We start from the raw sequence: 15380 nt of genomic DNA on the forward strand, positions 1-15380 counted from the left end.
CTTCTCTCGGGCACCGTGTGGCAAAAGGGGACTGCGACCGGTAAACGCGGTTCAACGCGATTTAATCCGCGCCCGAAAACAAAAAAGCCAGGCTAGGCCTGGCTTTTTTGCGTGCCGCTCAATCCGGGGATCAAGCGACGGAAAGCTTATTCCGCTTCCTGGATGTTCTCTTCCGCGACTTCCGGACGGTCGAGCAGTTCGACCAGTGCCATCGGTGCGTTGTCGCCAACACGGAAACCGAACTTCAGGATACGCAGGTAGCCGCCCGGACGGTTCTCGAAACGCGGACCGAGCACGTCGAACAGCTTCGTGACCGAGTCACGATCGCGCAGGCGGTTGAACGCCAGACGACGGTTTGCGAGCGACGGCTTCTTGCCCAGCGTGATGAGGGGCTCGACAACCTTACGGAGTTCCTTCGCCTTCGGCAGCGTCGTCTTGATGACTTCGTGCTCGATGAGCGAGTTGGACATGTTACGGAGCATTGCCAGACGGTGGCTGCTCGTGCGGTTCAGTTTCCGCAGACCATGACGGTGACGCATTTCAATTTCCTTGAAACAAAGTTTTGGTCCAGCTCTTCTATCGCCTTGACGGGTTTAACACTTCGCCAGGGCACGGGCCGGTACTTGAAAAAGGCAAGACGCGGATTTTAAAGGAAAATCCGCGTCCGTGCCAGACTTCTTACTTGTCGAGACCAGCCGGCGGCCAGTTTTCGAGCTTCATGCCGAGCGTGAGACCGCGCGAAGCGAGCACTTCCTTGATCTCGTTGAGCGACTTGCGACCCAGGTTCGGGGTCTTGAGCAGTTCGTTCTCGGTGCGCTGGATCAGATCGCCGATGTAGTAGATGTTCTCGGCCTTCAGGCAGTTCGCCGAGCGAACCGTGAGTTCGAGATCGTCTACCGGACGCAGCAGGATCGGGTCGATCTGCGGTGCGCGCGACGGCGCTTCCGCGGCCGTTTCCGTACCTTCCAGGGCAGCGAACACCGACAGCTGATCCACGAGGATGCGTGCCGACTGGCGGATCGCTTCCTCAGGCGAGATCACGCCGTTGGTTTCGATGTTCATCACGAGCTTGTCGAGGTCGGTACGCTGCTCGACACGCGCGCTTTCCACTGCGTAGCTCACGCGGCGAACCGGCGAGAACGAAGCGTCCAGCACGATACGGCCGATGATCTTGGCCGATTCGTCGCCGTAGCGGCGTACGTTGCCCGGCACGTAGCCACGGCCCTTTTCGATCTTGATCTGCACGTCGAGCTTGCCGCCCTTCGTCAGATGCGCAACCACGTGATCCGGGTTGATCACTTCGCAGTCGTGCGAGAGTTCGATGTCGCCAGCAGTGACAACGCCTTCGCCTTCCTTGCGCAGCGTAACCGTCACTTCGTCACGGTTATGCAGCTTGAAAACGACACCCTTCAGGTTCAGCAGCAGGTTGACCACATCCTCTTGCACACCGTCGAGCGTCGAGTATTCGTGCACGACGCCTGCGATCGTCACTTCGGTCGGCGCGTAGCCCACCATCGACGACAGCAGCACGCGCCGGAGCGCGTTACCCAAGGTGTGGCCATAACCGCGTTCGAACGGCTCCATGACCACTTTCGCGTGGTTGTCGCCGAGCGATTCCACAGCGATGATCTTGGGTTTCAACAAACTGGTTTGCATAGGTTTTCCTTTTCAATACCCTCGGCTCGTTACACCGATAAGGCTGAGATGGCAACAACCTGAAAAAAACGGCCGAGGCCGCCTCCTGCGCGAAGCACAGAGGTTACCCCGGCCGTCAATCCGATTACCGCGAATACAATTCGACGATCAGGCTTTCGTTGATGTCGCCAGCGATGTCGCTGCGCTCGGGCATGCCCTTGAACGTGCCTTCGAACTTCTTCGCGTCGACCGACACCCAACCTGCCAGGCCGCCTTGTTCAGCGAGCGAGAGGGCTTCGACGATACGCGCCTGCTTCTTCGCCTTTTCGCGAATCGCGACGACGTCACCTGCCTTCACTTGCATCGACGGGATGTTCGCGACGACGCCGTTCAGCGTGAGAGCCTTGTGGCTCACGAGCTGGCGCGCTTCAGCGCGGGTCGATGCGAAGCCCATGCGGTACACGACGTTGTCGAGACGCGATTCGAGCAGTTGCAGCAGGTTTTCGCCGGTGTTGCCCTTGATGCGGTCAGCTTCCGCGAAGTAGCGGCGGAACTGGCGCTCGAGCACGCCGTAGATGCGCTTCACTTTCTGCTTTTCGCGAAGCTGCGTGCCGTAGTCGGACGTGCGGGCGCCCGAAGTGCGGCCGTGCTGACCCGGCTTGCTGTCGAGCTTGCACTTGTCGGCGAGCGAGCGGCGTGCGCTCTTCAGAAAGAGGTCGGTGCCTTCACGGCGGGACAGCTTGGCCTTCGGGCCGATATAACGTGCCACGTTGCTTTCCTTCGATAATTGATCACGCGAAACCTTAGTGGGAAAACCCGCGGTATCGCGCTAGTCCGGCCCTTTGGGCCGAACGGTGGGCTTAGTCAATTCAATAACGCCGAGAGCCTGGGTCGCCGTTTCCGGCGGCTCAGGCGTTCGGGTAAAACGACGCCTTAGATGCGGCGGCGCTTCGGCGGACGGCAGCCGTTATGCGGGACCGGCGTCACGTCGGAGATCGCGGTGATCTTGATGCCAAGACCATGCAGCGCGCGCACCGCCGATTCGCGGCCAGGACCGGGGCCCTTGATCCGCACTTCGAGGTTCTTGACGCCGTATTCCATCGCCACGCGGCCAGCCGACTCGGCTGCGACCTGAGCTGCGAAGGGGGTCGATTTGCGCGAGCCCTTGAAGCCCTGACCGCCCGAAGTTGCCCAGGCAAGCGCGTTGCCTTGACGATCGGTGATCGTGATGATGGTGTTGTTGAACGACGCGTGAACGTGAACCACGCCCTCGGCGACGTTCTTCTTAACCTTCTTGCGAACGCGTTGCGCCGCGGAGTTGTTCGAAGCCTTAGCCATTACGTTTTCCTGTAACTTTCAGTTCCGCTTACTTCTTCAGCGACTGTGCTGCGCGGCGCGGACCCTTACGCGTACGAGCGTTGGTACGCGTACGCTGGCCACGCAGGGGCAGGCCCTTGCGATGGCGCACGCCACGGTAGCAGCCGAGGTCCATCAGGCGCTTGATGTTCATCGTCACTTCACGGCGGAGATCGCCTTCGACGACAAACTTGCCCACTTCCTCACGCAGCTTTTCCAGATCCGCGTCGTCCAGGTCCTTGACCTTCTTGTTGAACGCCACACCGGCGGCCACGCAGATGTTGCGCGAACGCGTGCGGCCAACACCGAAAATTGCCGTCAAGCCGATTTCAGTGTGCTGGTGGTTCGGGATGTTAACCCCTGCAATACGAGCCATTGTTTTTCCTCAAACAAAAAGCGCAAGCGCGCTAATCAGCCTTGGCGCTGCTTGTGGCGCGGGTCCGAGCTGCAGATCACGCGAACGACGCCGTTGCGCTTGATGATTTTGCAGTTGCGGCAAATGCGCTTTACCGATGCCATCACTTTCATGATATTACCCTTTTTCCTAAATCACTTCGCCCGGAACACGATCCGCGCACGCGACAGATCGTAAGGCGTCAACTCAACCGTCACCTTGTCGCCCGGGAGAATGCGGATGTAGTGCATCCGCATCTTTCCGGAAATATGTCCCAGAACGACATGGCCATTTTCCAGCTTCACCCGGAAGGTTGCGTTGGGGAGGTTTTCGATCACCTCGCCTTGCATCTGGATTACATCGTCTTTGGCCATAGGTCCTTTTAACGCATCGGGACGCCGCCGCCCTTGAAGTTGGCCTTCTTGAGCAGCGATTCATATTGTTGCGACATCACGTACGACTGTACCTGCGCCATGAAGTCCATTGTGACGACGACAATGATCAGCAGCGACGTTCCACCAAAATAAAACGGCACATTCCAGCGCAGCACCAAAAACTCCGGCAGCAGGCAAACGAACACGATATAGATCGCACCGGCCAGCGTCAGACGCGTGAGGATGCGGTCGATATAGCGTGCCGTCTGATCGCCCGGGCGGATGCCAGGTACGAACGCGCCACTCTTTTTCAGGTTGTCGGCCGTTTCCCTGCTGTTGAACACCAGTGCGGTGTAGAAGAAGCAGAAGAACACGATCGCCAACGCGTACAGCAACACGTACACGGGCTGGCCAGGCTTGAGGGCTTCGGCCACATTGTGCAGCGTGTCCGCAAACCAGCCGGTTCGCGACCCCGAACTGAACCAGTTCAGGATAGTTGCCGGGAACAGGATGATCGACGACGCAAAGATCGGCGGAATCACACCCGACATGTTCAGCTTGAGCGGCAGGTGGGACGACTGCCCGCCGTAAATCTTGTTACCGACCTGACGCTTCGCATAGTTCACGAGGATCTTGCGCTGGCCGCGTTCGATGAACACCACCAGGTACGTCACGGCTGCGATCAGAACGACCACGATGATCGCCGAGATGATGCTCATCGAGCCGGTGCGAACCAGTTCGAAAAGACCACCGAGCGCATTCGGGAAGCCTGCCGCGATCCCGCCAAAGATGATGATCGAGATACCGTTGCCAAGCCCGCGTTCCGTGATCTGCTCACCAAGCCACATCAGGAACATCGTGCCCGTTACGAGCGTCACGACCGTCGTCAAGCGGAACACCATGCCCGGATCGATCACGAGGCCGGGCTGGTTTTCCAGCGCGACCGCGATGCCGAACGCCTGAAACGTCGCCAGCACCACCGTGAAGATCCGCGTGTACTGCGTGATCTTGCGTTGCCCAGCCTGCCCTTCTTTCTTCAGCGCTTCCAGCTGCGGCGAAACAATCGCCATCAACTGCAGGATGATCGACGCCGAGATATACGGCATCACACCCAGCGCGAAGATCGTGAACCGCGACAGTGCGCCACCCGAGAACATGTTGAACATGCCAAGAATGCCGCCCGACTGGCTCTGGAAGAGCTTCGCCAGTTGGTCCGGATCGATACCCGGAACCGGAATATGCGCGCCGATACGATAAACGACCAACGCCAGCAGCAGGAACACTGCACGCCGGCGCAGGTCGCCGAACTTCGGAGCGCTGCGACCGGTTTTTGCGAGACTCGGGCTGTTAGCCAAGTAGCTTCTCCGATGCAGATGTTAGTGACGGCGGGCAAGCCCGCGCGCACCACTCACAATCACTCGGCAAAAGAACCGCCTGCTGCTTCAATCGCAGCACGCGCATTCTTTGTCGCACCCAGACCCTTCACGACGACCTTACGCTTGATCTCGCCGGTAGCGATGATCTTCGCGCTTCTGGTCAGTTCGCCCACGAGGCCTGCCTGCTTGAGAGCCAGCAGATCGATTTCGTCGACCGGCAGCTTCTCGATGTCGGCGAGGCGCACTTCACCGACGAATTCCTTCGTCAGCGAGGTAAAGCCGCGCTTCGGCAGACGACGCTGCAGCGGCATTTGACCGCCTTCGAAGCCAACCTTGTGGAAGCCGCCCGAACGCGATTTCTGACCCTTGTGACCACGACCTGCGGTCTTGCCGAGGCCAGAGCCGATGCCGCGACCGACGCGACGCTTAGCGTGCTTCGCGCCTTCTGCCGGCTTCAGGTTATTCAATTCCATTTCAAACTCCTGGAGTCTTTTGGTCCGCGTGCGGTTAACCGATGACCTTGACGAGGTACGAGACCTTGTTGATCATGCCGCGCACAGCCGGCGTGTCCTGCAGCTCGGAGACCGAGTTCAGGCGGCGCAGGCCGAGACCGCGCACGGTGGCACGGTGCGTTTCGCGGGTCCCAATCAGGCTCTTGACGAGCTGAACCTTGACAGTTTTTTCAGACATGGTGCCCACCCTTAGCCCAGAATGTCTTCGACGGACTTGCCGCGCTTCGCCGCGATGTCAGCCGGGGTCGACTGCTTGCGCAGACCGTCCAGCGTGGCACGAACGAGGTTGTACGGGTTCGTCGAACCGTGGCTCTTGGCCACGACGTTCTGCACGCCCATCACGTCGAACACTGCGCGCATCGGGCCGCCGGCGATCACGCCCGTACCTGCCTTCGCCGGAGCGAGGAGGACGACCGATGCGCCGTGCTTGCCGTGCACTTCGTGTTGCAGGGTGCCGTTCTTCAGGGGCACCTTGAACATGTTGCGGCGAGCTTGTTCCATCGCCTTCTGGACAGCAACGGGCACTTCCTTCGACTTGCCCTTGCCCATACCGACGCGGCCATCACCATCGCCAACCACGGTCAGTGCGGCGAAGCCGAGAATACGGCCACCCTTCACGACCTTGGTCACGCGATTGACCGAAATCATTTTTTCACGAAGGCCGTCGTCGCGTTCGTCAGCCTGAACTTTCGCTTGCATCTTTGCCATGACGAATTCCTTCCTTAGAACTTGAGCCCGGCTTCGCGCGCAGCATCAGCCAGCGCCTTGACGCGGCCGTGATAGCGGAAACCCGAGCGGTCAAAGGCGACGGATTCGATGCCGGCGGCCTTAGCCTTTTCTGCAATACGCTTGCCGATCAGCGAGGCTGCGGCGACGTTGCCGCCCTTGCCCGTCTGGTCAGCCAGTTGCGCACGCACTTCAGCTTCAAGCGTCGACGCGCTGGCCAGCACCTTGGTGCCGCAGGGCGAGAACACTTGCGCATAGATGTGCGTGTTCGTGCGATGCACGGCCAGACGCGCGACCTGCAGCTCAGCGATCTTGAGACGCGTCTGACGAGCGCGGCGCAGGCGAGATTGAGTCTTATCCATGATTGCGCACCCTTACTTCTTCTTCGTTTCTTTGAGGATCACGACCTCGTCGGCGTAACGCACACCCTTGCCCTTATAGGGCTCCGGCGGGCGATAACCGCGCACTTCGGCAGCGGTTTGGCCGACTTTTTGCTTGTCGATCCCCTTGATCACGATTTCCGTTTGCGACGGGGTTTCAGCCTTGATGCCTTCCGGCATCTGGTGCACCACGGGGTGCGAGAAACCCAGCGACAGGTTCAGCTTGTCGCCTTGTGCTTGAGCACGGTAACCGACGCCAACCAGCGTCAGCTTGCGCTCAAAACCCTTCGTCACGCCTAGCACCATGTTCGCGACAATCGCGCGCATCGTGCCCGACATTGCGTTGGCTTCGCGGCTGTCGTCGGTCGGCTCAAACTTGAGCGTACCGTTGTCGTTCACGACCTTCACGAGGCGGTTCGCAGGTTGCGAAATCGTACCCAGCGCGCCCTTGACGGTAATCTTCTCGTCGCTGAGCGTCGCTTCTGCGCCTTGCAGCGCGATCGGGCTCTTACCTACTCGAGACATGTTTCTTCTCCTTAGGCTTTAAGCGACGTAGCAGATAACTTCGCCGCCGACGCCAGTAGCGCGCGCCTTGCGGTCCGTCATCACACCCTTGGGCGTCGACACGATCGCCACGCCCAGCCCATTCATGACCTGCGGGATGTCGTTGCGGCCGCGGTACACGCGCAGACCCGGCTTCGAGACGCGTTCGATGCGCTCGATAACGGGACGGCCAGCGTAGTACTTCAACGCGATGTTCAATTCCGACTTCGCACCTTCGGTTTTCACCGCGAAGTCGTCGATATAACCTTCGTCCTTCAGAACCTGCGCAATCGCAATCTTCACTTTCGACGAGGGCATAGCAACCGAAACTTTCTCGACCATCTGCGCATTGCGGATGCGAGTCAGCATATCGGCGATAGGATCACTCATGCTCATTTATGTTTCTCCTATTACCAGCTCGCCTTGGTGATGCCAGGGATCTCACCACGGAACGCGATTTCACGAATCTTGTTACGTGCGAGACCGAATTTGCGGAACGTGCCACGCGGACGACCCGTGATCGCGCAGCGGTTACGCTTGCGGGTCGGGTTCGAGTTGCGGGGCAGTTGTTGCAGTTCGAGGCGAGCTGCGTAACGCTCTTCTTCCGACTTGCTTTGGTCGTCGATGATCGCCTTCAGCGATGCGCGCTTCGGCGCAAATTTCGCTGCCAGACGAGCGCGCTTCTTTTCACGTTCGATCAGTGCCAGTTTAGCCACGGTAACCTCAGTTTCTGAACGGGAACTTGAAGCCGGCGAGCAGTGCCTTTGCTTCTTCGTCGGTCTTCGCGGTCGTCGTGATGCTGATGTTCAGCCCACGCAGCGCGTCGATCTTGTCGTAGTCGATTTCGGGGAAAATGATCTGCTCTTTCACACCGATGTTGTAGTTACCACGGCCGTCGAACGCCTTGCCCGACACGCCACGGAAGTCGCGCACACGGGGCAGCGCAACCGTCACGAAACGGTCCAGGAATTCGTACATGGCATTGCCACGCAGGGTAACCATCGTGCCGATCGGGTAGCTTTCGCGGATCTTGAAGCCGGCGATTGCTTTACGCGACTTCGTGATGACGGGCTTTTGGCCGGCGATCTTCGTGAGGTCGCCAACGGCGTGCTCGAGGACCTTCTTGTCAGCGACGGCTTCACCGACACCCATGTTCAGGGTGATCTTGGTGAGGCGCGGCACTTCCATGACCGACTTGTAACCGAACTTCTCGATCAGGCCAGGAACGACCTTCTCTTTATAAAATTCTTGCAAACGTGCCATTTTTTACTCCGCAGCGTCAGGCGCTCAGAACAGCACCGGTCGTCTTCAGGAAACGAACTTTCTTGTCCCCTTCGACCTTGATGCCCACGCGCGACGGCTTACCGTTCGCGTCGACCAGTGCGACGTTCGAAATCTGCAGCGGCATCGTCTTGGCTTCCACACCGCCCGTCGTACCCTTCATCGGGTTCGGCTTCACGTGCTTCTTGACGATATTGACGCCTTCGACAGTGACGCGCTCGTCGCCCATAGCCAGCACGACGCCGCGCTTGCCTTTGTCTTTACCGGTGATGACGATAACTTCGTCACCCTTGCGAATCTTGTTCATCGCGACTCCTTACAGCACTTCCGGCGCCAGCGAAACGATCTTCATGAATCGTTCGCTACGCAGCTCACGCGTAACCGGCCCGAAAATGCGGGTGCCGATCGGCTCAAGCTTGGTATTCAAAAGCACGGCGGCGTTGCCATCGAACTTGATCAGCGAGCCGTCTTGACGGCGCACGCCCTTCGCAGTGCGAACCACAACAGCGTTGTAGATTTCGCCCTTTTTAACGCGCCCGCGCGGCGTTGCTTCCTTGACGCTCACCTTGATGATGTCGCCAATGCTGGCATAACGACGCTTCGAGCCGCCGAGCACCTTGATGCACAGGACTTCGCGTGCACCCGTGTTGTCGGCCACTTCAAGCCGAGTTTCGGTCTGGATCATGGTTTATCTTTCCCAACTTAATCCGGTCGCGCCACCATGGCACATCCGGTCAGTCTTGGTCCCGTCAGCCGCGCCGCCACTAGAACGACCGCTCAGCTGCTTGGGTAAGAACAGCAGCGACGGCAAACGAAACCGGCCATCGCATTCCGGTGAATCTTGCTAACCCGGACTGGCGCCCGAATCTGCTTCCCCACCCACATCCGCCTGCTGCTTTGCCAACAGCAAACCTGAAAGGAGGGAAGACCAAGATTATAACCAGACAATCTTGGCCTCGCAAGCGAAATCTTTAGCGATTTCAACTACTTCTACACCCCGGGAAATGGCTCCCCGGGGTGTTGCGTCACTTTTAGATGACGCGTGCTGCTTCGATCAGCTTCGACACGGTCCAGGCCTTCGTCTTCGAGAGAGGACGGGTTTCCTGAATTTCAACGAGGTCACCCTCGTTGTACGTGTTCGCTTCGTCGTGAGCGTGGTACTTCTTCGACTGCACGACGTACTTGCCGTAGATCGGGTGCTTGACGCGGCGCTCGACCAGGACGGTGACCGTCTTGTCCATCTTGTTGCTGACGACCTTGCCGACCAGCGTCCGCTTAAGCGAGGTTTTCACGCTTTCGTTCATTTCTGGTTCGCCTTCTGAGTCAGGACGGTCCGCACACGTGCGATGTCGCGACGGACCTTCTTCAGCTGGCTCGTGTTCGTGAGCTGCTGGGTCGCGAGTTGCATGCGCAGGCCGAATTGCGCCTTCAAGAGGTCCGACAGCTCTTTGTCGAGCGCGGCCTTGTCTTTCTGAAGAAGTTCAGATGCCTTCATCAATCACTCCTTAGGCGCCGAGCTGGCGAACCATGAAGACCGTCTTCAGCGGCAGCTTGGCTGCAGCAAGACGGAAGGCTTCACGGGCCAGTTCTTCGGACACACCATCCATTTCATACAGCATCTTGCCCGGCTGAATCTCGGCGACGTAGTACTCAGGGTTACCCTTACCGTTACCCATACGCACTTCCGCCGGCTTTTGCGAGATCGGCTTGTCCGGGAAGATACGGATCCAGATGCGGCCGCCACGCTTGATGTGACGCGTCATTGCACGACGCGCTGCTTCAATCTGACGCGCGGTCAGGCGACCACGACCGATAGCCTTCAGACCGTATTCACCGAACGAAACTGCGTTGCCGCGCGTTGCGACGCCGGTGTTACGACCCTTCTGCTCTTTGCGATACTTCCTGCGTTTCGGTTGCAGCATCGTTATTCTCCACTCTTGCCGTCACCGCCGGCGCCACGGCGCGGTGCGCCACGACGGGCACCCGGTGCGCCTTCACCATCACGGCGCGGACGACGATCGCCCGGACGCGCGTTGCGGCGCGGACGCTTTTCTTCGGCGACTTCTTCCACCACCGGTGCGTCGTTGCGGCCGAGCGTGTCGCCCTTGTAGACCCAAACCTTCACGCCGATGATGCCGTACGTCGTCTTCGCTTCCGAGGTTGCGTAGTCGATGTCAGCACGCAGCGTGTGAAGCGGCACTCGACCTTCGCGGTACCACTCGGTACGTGCGATTTCGATACCGTTCAGACGGCCGGCGCTCATGATCTTGATGCCCTGGGCACCCAGACGCATCGCGTTCTGCATCGCGCGCTTCATTGCGCGACGGAACATGATGCGGCGCTCGAGCTGCTGCGTGATCGAATCGGCGATCAGTTGAGCATCGGTTTCCGGCTTGCGGATTTCTTCGATGTTCACGTGAACCGGAACGCCCATGCGCTTCTGGAGTTCGGCCTTGAGGAGTTCGATATCCTCGCCCTTCTTGCCGATCACCACACCCGGACGCGAGCTGTAAATCGTGATGCGAGCGTTCTTTGCCGGACGCTCGATCACAACACGGCCCACCGAAGCGTTCTTCAGCTTCTTCTTCAGGTATTCACGAACACCGATGTCTTCCTTCAACATCGCCGCGAAATTGTTGTTGTTCGCGTACCAACGCGAAGCCCAATTGCGGCTGACGGCCAAACGGAAGCCAGTCGGATGAATTTTCTGTCCCATCGTATGGCTCCTTAATTCCCGACCGTCACAGTGATGTGACAGGATTGCTTCTCGATGCGGTTGCCGCGGCCCTTGGCGCGCGCGGTGAAACGCTTCAGCGAAGCTGCCTTGTCGACGTAGATGCTCTTGATCTTGAGCTCGTCGATATCAGCACCTTCGTTGTGTTCCGCGTTTGCGATCGCCGAGAGCACAACCTTTTTCACGATGCCAGCCGCTTTCTTCGGCGAGAACGTCAGAACGTTCAGTGCCTTGTCGACCGGCAGACCGCGGATCTGGTCAGCCACAAGGCGCGTTTTCTGCGCCGAGATGCGGGCACCGCGATGAATTGCCTTCACTTCCATCTTGATTGCCCCTTATTTCTTGGCCTTCTTGTCGGCCGCGTGACCCTTGAACGTACGGGTCAATGCGAACTCGCCAAGCTTGTGGCCGACCATGTTTTCCGTGACATACACCGGAACGTGTTGACGGCCGTTGTGTACGGCGATCGTCAGGCCGATGAAGTCCGGCAGAATCGTCGAACGACGCGACCAGGTCTTGATTGGTTTCTTGTCGCGCGTAGCTGCAGCCGCCTCAACCTTCTTCAGCAAATGGGCGTCGCAGAACGGACCTTTCTTAATAGAACGTGCCATTGCCTACTCCTTAACGCTTGTGACGGCGCTGGACGATCATGCTCGTCGTGCGCTTGTTGCTGCGGGTGCGATAGCCCTTCGTCGGCGTGCCCCACGGGCTCACCGGGTCGCGACCAGCCGCAGTCTTGCCTTCGCCACCACCGTGCGGGTGGTCGACCGGGTTCATTGCAACGCCACGGACCGTCGGGCGGATACCGCGCCAGCGGTTCGCGCCAGCCTTACCGATTTGACGGAGGCTGTGCTCTTCGTTGCCGACTTCGCCGATCGTTGCGCGGCATTCAACGTGCACGCGACGGATTTCGCCCGAACGCAGACGAACCTGCGCGTAGACGCCTTCACGTGCCAGCAGCATTGCCGACGTGCCAGCCGAACGCGCCATTTGCGCGCCCTTGCCCGGCAGCATTTCGATGCAGTGGATCGTCGTACCGACCGGAATGTTGCGGATCGGCAGCGTGTTGCCTGCACGGATCGGCGCTTCCGAACCCGACATCAGCTGCGTGCCAACCGTCACGCCCTTCGGCGCGATGATATAGCGGCGCTCGCCGTCTGCGTAAAGAACCAGCGCAATGTTCGCGCTACGGTTCGGGTCATACTCGAGACGCTCCACCTTCGCGGCGATGCCATCCTTCGTACGACGGAAATCGATCACACGGTAGTGCTGCTTGTGACCGCCACCCTGGTGACGCGTCGTGATGCGACCGTTGTTGTTACGGCCAGCCGTCGAGGACTTCTTTTCGAGCAGTGCAGCGAACGGCGCGCCCTTATGGAGGTCCTTGTTGACGATCTTGACCATCGCGCGGCGACCCGGCGAGGTCGGCTTAACTTTCACGATTGCCATGATTACTTGGCCTCCGCTTCAAAGTTGATTTCCTGGCCGGGCTTCAGGCAGACATACGCCTTCTTCACGTCCTTGCGCTTGCCGTTGAAGCGGCCGAAGCGCTTGGCTTTGCCCTTCTGGACCAGCACGTTGACGGACTCGACTTCCACCTTGAACAGCAGCTCGACAGCAGCCTTGACTTCCTGCTTGTTCGCGTCCGGCGCGACTTCGAAGACGACTTGTTCGTTCTTCTCCGCAACCAGCGTCGCCTTTTCGGAGATCACCGGTGCGAGCAGGACCTGCATCAAACGATGATCGTTCTTGCGAATCTCGCTCATGACAGCAACTCCTCGATCTGGGCGACCGCTGCCTTCGTGATCAGGATCTTCTTGAAGTAGATCAGCGAGAGCGGGTCGGCAAAACGCGGCTCAACGACTGCCACGTGGGGCAGGTTGCGCGACGCGAGATACAGGTTCTCGTCGACCGTGTCGGTGATGACCAGCACGGATTCGAGACCCATGGCCTTGAACTTTTCGGCCAGCAGCTTCGTCTTCGGCGCTTCGAGCGAGAGCTCTTCGACGACCGAGATGCGGCCTTCGCGGGCCAGCTGCGAGAAGATCGAGCAGAGACCTGCGCGATGCATCTTCTTGTTGACCTTGTGCGAGAAGTTTTCTTCCGGCGAATTCGGGAAGATGCGACCACCGCCACGCCACAGCGGGCTCGACGACATACCGGCACGAGCGCGGCCCGTACCCTTCTGACGCCACGGCTTCTTGGTGGTGTGCTTGACCTGTTCGCGGTCCTTCTGCGCGCGGTTACCGCTGCGCGCGTTCGCCTGGTAGGCGATAACGATCTGGTGGATCAGCGCTTCGTTGTAGTCACGGCCGAACACGACGTCCGACGCGTTGACAGCTGCGCCTTCCTGACCATTAGCGTTCAGGAGCTTCAGTTCCATTATTGCGCTCCTTTCTTGGCGCGCGCCTTGACGGCGGGCGTCACGAAAACCTTGCCGCCCTTAGCACCCGGCACGGCACCCTTGACCAGCAGCAGCTTGCGCTCTGCGTCGATACGGGCGATTTCGAGGTTTTGCACCGTCACGGTTTCGTCACCCATGTGACCGGTCATGCGCTTACCCGGGAACACGCGACCCGGATCCTGCGCCATACCGATCGAGCCCGGCACATTGTGCGAGCGCGAGTTACCGTGCGAAGCACGACCCGAAGCGAAGTTGTAACGCTTGATGGTACCGGCGTAGCCCTTACCGATCGAGGTGCCTTGCACGTCGATCTTCTGGCCTTCTTCGAAGAGTTCCACACCGATCACCGAGCCAGCGGACAGTTCGGCGGCCTTAGCGGCGTCGATCTGGAATTCCTTGAGGATTTCACCGGCTTGAACGCCAGCTTTGGCGAGATGACCTGCGATCGGCTTCGTCACGCGCGATGCACGGCGCGTACCGAAAGTAACCTGCACGGCCGTGTAGCCGTCGGTTTCTACAGTCTTGATCTGCGTCACGCGGTTGTCGGACACGTCCAGCACGGTCACGGGAATCGAATCCCCTTCGGCCGTGAAGATACGGGTCATGCCAACCTTGCGACCTACGAGTCCAAGGCTCATCGTTTTCTCCATTCCCGACTGCGATTGGTCGGGGCTAATTTACAAAGTACCGGCATGTTTTCGAGGCGCCTTTGGCAAGCGGACTCGAAAGGGACACACCGATTTTTTGCGCAAACGCGCGAAAAGACGTCAAGTATAACGCCCCTTCTCGTTTTCCGCAAGCAATCAAAGACTTAGCGCCACCAGAAGATTCTGGCAGCGCTGGAGGCTCTTACTGCAGCTTGATTTCGACGTCCACGCCAGCCGGGAGGTCCAACTTCATCAGCGCGTCAACGGTCTTGTCCGTCGGGTCGACGATGTCCATCAGGCGCAGGTGCGTGCGGATTTCGAGCTGATCGCGCGACGTCTTGTTGACGTGCGGCGAACGCAGGATGTCGAAACGCTGGATACGCGTGGGCAGCGGCACCGGGCCACGAACGATTGCGCCCGTGCGCTTCGCCGTTTCGACGATTTCAGCAGCCGACTGGTCGATCAGGCGATAGTCGAAAGCCTTCAGGCGAATACGGATCTTTTGGTTCTGCATGACAATTCCTTGAAAAGAGCGAGGCGGACTTGCGCCGCCAAACGAGATAAAGAGCGTAGGACCAACCTGCGGCGGAGAGCCGCAGGCCAGTCCCAGGTACGTCAACTTCTACTGCTTACAGCAAACCAGCGATCTTACTCGATAACCTTGGCGACGACACCGGCGCCGACGGTACGGCCACCTTCGCGGATTGCGAAGCGCAGACCTTCTTCCATCGCGATCGGAGCGATCAGCTTCACCGTGATCGACACGTTGTCGCCCGGCATGACCATTTCCTTGTCCTTCGGCAGCTCGATCGAGCCCGTCACGTCCGTCGTACGGAAGTAGAACTGCGGACGGTAGTTGTTGAAGAACGGCGTGTGACGGCCGCCTTCGTCCTTGCTCAGCACGTACACTTCAGCCGTGAAGTGCGTGTGCGGCGTGATCGAACCCGGCTTGGCCAGAACCTGGCCACGCTCCACGTCTTCACGCTTCGTGCCGCGCAGCAGGATACCGACGTTGTCG

29 protein-coding genes and 1 pseudogene are annotated in these 15380 nt (G+C 59.3%); all 30 read right to left on the bottom strand.

Annotated elements, in window-relative coordinates; all coding sequences use genetic code 11:
* Positions 1-146 precede the first annotated feature (146 nt).
* The gene (rplQ, locus tag M3I54_RS14890) at positions 147-539 is read right to left on the bottom strand and encodes a 50S ribosomal protein L17 (protein WP_254337071.1); all 393 of its coding nucleotides are present in this window, start codon (positions 537-539) and stop codon (positions 147-149) included.
* 139 nt (positions 540-678) lie between these two features.
* Positions 679-1656 (bottom strand): DNA-directed RNA polymerase subunit alpha, encoded by a 978-nt coding sequence (locus M3I54_RS14895; RefSeq protein ID WP_254337073.1) that lies wholly within the window; start codon positions 1654-1656, stop codon positions 679-681.
* A 124-nt stretch (positions 1657-1780) separates the two neighbouring features.
* A complete protein-coding gene (gene rpsD, locus M3I54_RS14900) occupies positions 1781-2404 on the bottom strand; it encodes a 30S ribosomal protein S4 (RefSeq protein WP_254337075.1) in 624 nt (207 codons plus the stop codon).
* Positions 2405-2568: 164 nt separating this feature from the next.
* Positions 2569-2973, bottom strand: a complete 405-nt coding sequence (gene rpsK / locus M3I54_RS14905) for a 30S ribosomal protein S11 (protein WP_006052224.1) — start codon at positions 2971-2973, stop codon at positions 2569-2571.
* 28 nt (positions 2974-3001) lie between these two features.
* Positions 3002-3367, bottom strand: a complete 366-nt coding sequence (gene rpsM, locus M3I54_RS14910) for a 30S ribosomal protein S13 (RefSeq protein WP_254337078.1) — start codon at positions 3365-3367, stop codon at positions 3002-3004.
* 35 nt (positions 3368-3402) lie between these two features.
* Positions 3403-3519 (bottom strand): 50S ribosomal protein L36, encoded by a 117-nt coding sequence (gene rpmJ, locus M3I54_RS14915; protein WP_027819338.1) that lies wholly within the window; start codon positions 3517-3519, stop codon positions 3403-3405.
* Positions 3520-3540: 21 nt separating this feature from the next.
* Positions 3541-3759 (bottom strand): translation initiation factor IF-1, encoded by a 219-nt coding sequence (infA, locus tag M3I54_RS14920; RefSeq protein WP_004521905.1) that lies wholly within the window; start codon positions 3757-3759, stop codon positions 3541-3543.
* An 8-nt stretch (positions 3760-3767) separates the two neighbouring features.
* A complete protein-coding gene (secY, locus tag M3I54_RS14925) occupies positions 3768-5114 on the bottom strand; it encodes a preprotein translocase subunit SecY (protein WP_028206524.1) in 1347 nt (448 codons plus the stop codon).
* Positions 5115-5173: 59 nt separating this feature from the next.
* Entirely contained in the window at positions 5174-5608 is a 435-nt protein-coding gene (gene rplO, locus M3I54_RS14930; protein WP_028206523.1) for a 50S ribosomal protein L15, read from the bottom strand.
* A 34-nt stretch (positions 5609-5642) separates the two neighbouring features.
* Positions 5643-5825: a 50S ribosomal protein L30 gene (gene rpmD, locus M3I54_RS14935; RefSeq protein WP_010106952.1), complete on the bottom strand. Its 183-nt coding sequence runs from the start codon at positions 5823-5825 to the stop codon at positions 5643-5645.
* A gap of 11 nt (positions 5826-5836) precedes the next feature.
* Positions 5837-6355, bottom strand: a complete 519-nt coding sequence (gene rpsE, locus M3I54_RS14940; protein WP_028206522.1) for a 30S ribosomal protein S5 — start codon at positions 6353-6355, stop codon at positions 5837-5839.
* 14 nt (positions 6356-6369) lie between these two features.
* Positions 6370-6735: a 50S ribosomal protein L18 gene (gene rplR / locus M3I54_RS14945; RefSeq protein WP_254337080.1), complete on the bottom strand. Its 366-nt coding sequence runs from the start codon at positions 6733-6735 to the stop codon at positions 6370-6372.
* Positions 6736-6747: 12 nt separating this feature from the next.
* Entirely contained in the window at positions 6748-7278 is a 531-nt protein-coding gene (rplF, locus tag M3I54_RS14950) for a 50S ribosomal protein L6 (RefSeq protein ID WP_254337082.1), read from the bottom strand.
* 18 nt (positions 7279-7296) lie between these two features.
* Positions 7297-7692 (bottom strand): 30S ribosomal protein S8, encoded by a 396-nt coding sequence (gene rpsH, locus M3I54_RS14955; RefSeq protein WP_027819345.1) that lies wholly within the window; start codon positions 7690-7692, stop codon positions 7297-7299.
* 14 nt (positions 7693-7706) lie between these two features.
* Entirely contained in the window at positions 7707-8012 is a 306-nt protein-coding gene (gene rpsN / locus M3I54_RS14960; RefSeq protein ID WP_028206520.1) for a 30S ribosomal protein S14, read from the bottom strand.
* Positions 8013-8019: 7 nt separating this feature from the next.
* Positions 8020-8559 carry a 50S ribosomal protein L5 gene (gene rplE, locus M3I54_RS14965; protein ID WP_028206519.1) on the bottom strand — a complete coding sequence of 180 codons (540 nt, stop codon included), beginning with the start codon at positions 8557-8559 and terminating at the stop codon, positions 8020-8022.
* Positions 8560-8575: 16 nt separating this feature from the next.
* A complete protein-coding gene (gene rplX / locus M3I54_RS14970) occupies positions 8576-8884 on the bottom strand; it encodes a 50S ribosomal protein L24 (protein WP_028206518.1) in 309 nt (102 codons plus the stop codon).
* Between the two features lie 9 nt (positions 8885-8893).
* Complete coding sequence (gene rplN, locus M3I54_RS14975; protein ID WP_028206517.1) at positions 8894-9262, bottom strand: 50S ribosomal protein L14; 369 nt, start codon at positions 9260-9262, stop codon at positions 8894-8896.
* Between the two features lie 346 nt (positions 9263-9608).
* Entirely contained in the window at positions 9609-9881 is a 273-nt protein-coding gene (rpsQ, locus tag M3I54_RS14980) for a 30S ribosomal protein S17 (RefSeq protein WP_028206516.1), read from the bottom strand.
* Entirely contained in the window at positions 9878-10072 is a 195-nt protein-coding gene (gene rpmC, locus M3I54_RS14985) for a 50S ribosomal protein L29 (protein ID WP_028206515.1), read from the bottom strand. The genes rpsQ and rpmC overlap by 4 nt, the downstream gene beginning before the upstream one ends.
* 10 nt (positions 10073-10082) lie before the next feature.
* The gene (gene rplP / locus M3I54_RS14990; RefSeq protein WP_027797288.1) at positions 10083-10499 is read right to left on the bottom strand and encodes a 50S ribosomal protein L16; all 417 of its coding nucleotides are present in this window, start codon (positions 10497-10499) and stop codon (positions 10083-10085) included.
* 2 nt (positions 10500-10501) lie between these two features.
* On the bottom strand, positions 10502-11293 hold the full coding sequence (gene rpsC, locus M3I54_RS14995) for a 30S ribosomal protein S3 (RefSeq protein ID WP_027797287.1): 792 nt from the start codon (positions 11291-11293) through the stop codon (positions 10502-10504).
* A gap of 11 nt (positions 11294-11304) precedes the next feature.
* Positions 11305-11634, bottom strand: coding sequence for a 50S ribosomal protein L22 (gene rplV / locus M3I54_RS15000; RefSeq protein WP_004199272.1), 330 nt, complete (start codon positions 11632-11634; stop codon positions 11305-11307).
* A gap of 12 nt (positions 11635-11646) precedes the next feature.
* Complete coding sequence (gene rpsS / locus M3I54_RS15005) at positions 11647-11922, bottom strand: 30S ribosomal protein S19 (protein WP_027797286.1); 276 nt, start codon at positions 11920-11922, stop codon at positions 11647-11649.
* A gap of 10 nt (positions 11923-11932) precedes the next feature.
* The gene (gene rplB / locus M3I54_RS15010) at positions 11933-12760 is read right to left on the bottom strand and encodes a 50S ribosomal protein L2 (RefSeq protein WP_028206514.1); all 828 of its coding nucleotides are present in this window, start codon (positions 12758-12760) and stop codon (positions 11933-11935) included.
* Between the two features lie 2 nt (positions 12761-12762).
* Positions 12763-13077, bottom strand: a complete 315-nt coding sequence (gene rplW, locus M3I54_RS15015; protein ID WP_028206513.1) for a 50S ribosomal protein L23 — start codon at positions 13075-13077, stop codon at positions 12763-12765.
* Positions 13074-13694, bottom strand: coding sequence for a 50S ribosomal protein L4 (gene rplD / locus M3I54_RS15020; RefSeq protein ID WP_028206512.1), 621 nt, complete (start codon positions 13692-13694; stop codon positions 13074-13076). Before rplD ends, rplW begins: the two co-directional genes overlap by 4 nt.
* A complete protein-coding gene (gene rplC / locus M3I54_RS15025; RefSeq protein ID WP_254337084.1) occupies positions 13694-14353 on the bottom strand; it encodes a 50S ribosomal protein L3 in 660 nt (219 codons plus the stop codon). Before rplC ends, rplD begins: the two co-directional genes overlap by 1 nt.
* A gap of 211 nt (positions 14354-14564) precedes the next feature.
* On the bottom strand, positions 14565-14876 hold the full coding sequence (gene rpsJ, locus M3I54_RS15030; protein WP_027819357.1) for a 30S ribosomal protein S10: 312 nt from the start codon (positions 14874-14876) through the stop codon (positions 14565-14567).
* 134 nt (positions 14877-15010) lie between these two features.
* Positions 15011-15380, bottom strand: a pseudogene (tuf, locus tag M3I54_RS15035) (elongation factor Tu); the annotation flags it as partial.

It is taken from the genome of Paraburkholderia sp. CNPSo 3274 (assembly GCF_024206475.1).
GTDB lineage: Bacteria > Pseudomonadota > Gammaproteobacteria > Burkholderiales > Burkholderiaceae > Paraburkholderia.

Bases quoted from the DNA above. Each gene is read 5' to 3' on its own strand.
- rplQ (WP_254337071.1), bottom strand. From the start codon at position 539: ATGCGTCACCGTCATGGTCTGCGGAAACTGAACCGCACGAGCAGCCAC.
- M3I54_RS14895 (WP_254337073.1), bottom strand. From the start codon at position 1,656: ATGCAAACCAGTTTGTTGAAACCCAAGATCATCGCTGTGGAATCGCTC.
- rpsK (WP_006052224.1), bottom strand. From the start codon at position 2,973: ATGGCTAAGGCTTCGAACAACTCCGCGGCGCAACGCGTTCGCAAGAAG.
- rpsM (WP_254337078.1), bottom strand. From the start codon at position 3,367: ATGGCTCGTATTGCAGGGGTTAACATCCCGAACCACCAGCACACTGAA.
- rpmJ (WP_027819338.1), bottom strand. From the start codon at position 3,519: ATGAAAGTGATGGCATCGGTAAAGCGCATTTGCCGCAACTGCAAAATC.
- infA (WP_004521905.1), bottom strand. From the start codon at position 3,759: ATGGCCAAAGACGATGTAATCCAGATGCAAGGCGAGGTGATCGAAAAC.
- rplO (WP_028206523.1), bottom strand. From the start codon at position 5,608: ATGGAATTGAATAACCTGAAGCCGGCAGAAGGCGCGAAGCACGCTAAG.
- rpmD (WP_010106952.1), bottom strand. From the start codon at position 5,825: ATGTCTGAAAAAACTGTCAAGGTTCAGCTCGTCAAGAGCCTGATTGGG.
- rpsE (WP_028206522.1), bottom strand. From the start codon at position 6,355: ATGGCAAAGATGCAAGCGAAAGTTCAGGCTGACGAACGCGACGACGGC.
- rplR (WP_254337080.1), bottom strand. From the start codon at position 6,735: ATGGATAAGACTCAATCTCGCCTGCGCCGCGCTCGTCAGACGCGTCTC.
- rplF (WP_254337082.1), bottom strand. From the start codon at position 7,278: ATGTCTCGAGTAGGTAAGAGCCCGATCGCGCTGCAAGGCGCAGAAGCG.
- rpsH (WP_027819345.1), bottom strand. From the start codon at position 7,692: ATGAGCATGAGTGATCCTATCGCCGATATGCTGACTCGCATCCGCAAT.
- rplE (WP_028206519.1), bottom strand. From the start codon at position 8,559: ATGGCACGTTTGCAAGAATTTTATAAAGAGAAGGTCGTTCCTGGCCTG.
- rplX (WP_028206518.1), bottom strand. From the start codon at position 8,884: ATGAACAAGATTCGCAAGGGTGACGAAGTTATCGTCATCACCGGTAAA.
- rplN (WP_028206517.1), bottom strand. From the start codon at position 9,262: ATGATCCAGACCGAAACTCGGCTTGAAGTGGCCGACAACACGGGTGCA.
- rpsQ (WP_028206516.1), bottom strand. From the start codon at position 9,881: ATGAACGAAAGCGTGAAAACCTCGCTTAAGCGGACGCTGGTCGGCAAG.
- rpmC (WP_028206515.1), bottom strand. From the start codon at position 10,072: ATGAAGGCATCTGAACTTCTTCAGAAAGACAAGGCCGCGCTCGACAAA.
- rplP (WP_027797288.1), bottom strand. From the start codon at position 10,499: ATGCTGCAACCGAAACGCAGGAAGTATCGCAAAGAGCAGAAGGGTCGT.
- rpsC (WP_027797287.1), bottom strand. From the start codon at position 11,293: ATGGGACAGAAAATTCATCCGACTGGCTTCCGTTTGGCCGTCAGCCGC.
- rplV (WP_004199272.1), bottom strand. From the start codon at position 11,634: ATGGAAGTGAAGGCAATTCATCGCGGTGCCCGCATCTCGGCGCAGAAA.
- rpsS (WP_027797286.1), bottom strand. From the start codon at position 11,922: ATGGCACGTTCTATTAAGAAAGGTCCGTTCTGCGACGCCCATTTGCTG.
- rplB (WP_028206514.1), bottom strand. From the start codon at position 12,760: ATGGCAATCGTGAAAGTTAAGCCGACCTCGCCGGGTCGCCGCGCGATG.
- rplW (WP_028206513.1), bottom strand. From the start codon at position 13,077: ATGAGCGAGATTCGCAAGAACGATCATCGTTTGATGCAGGTCCTGCTC.
- rplD (WP_028206512.1), bottom strand. From the start codon at position 13,694: ATGGAACTGAAGCTCCTGAACGCTAATGGTCAGGAAGGCGCAGCTGTC.
- rplC (WP_254337084.1), bottom strand. From the start codon at position 14,353: ATGAGCCTTGGACTCGTAGGTCGCAAGGTTGGCATGACCCGTATCTTC.
- rpsJ (WP_027819357.1), bottom strand. From the start codon at position 14,876: ATGCAGAACCAAAAGATCCGTATTCGCCTGAAGGCTTTCGACTATCGC.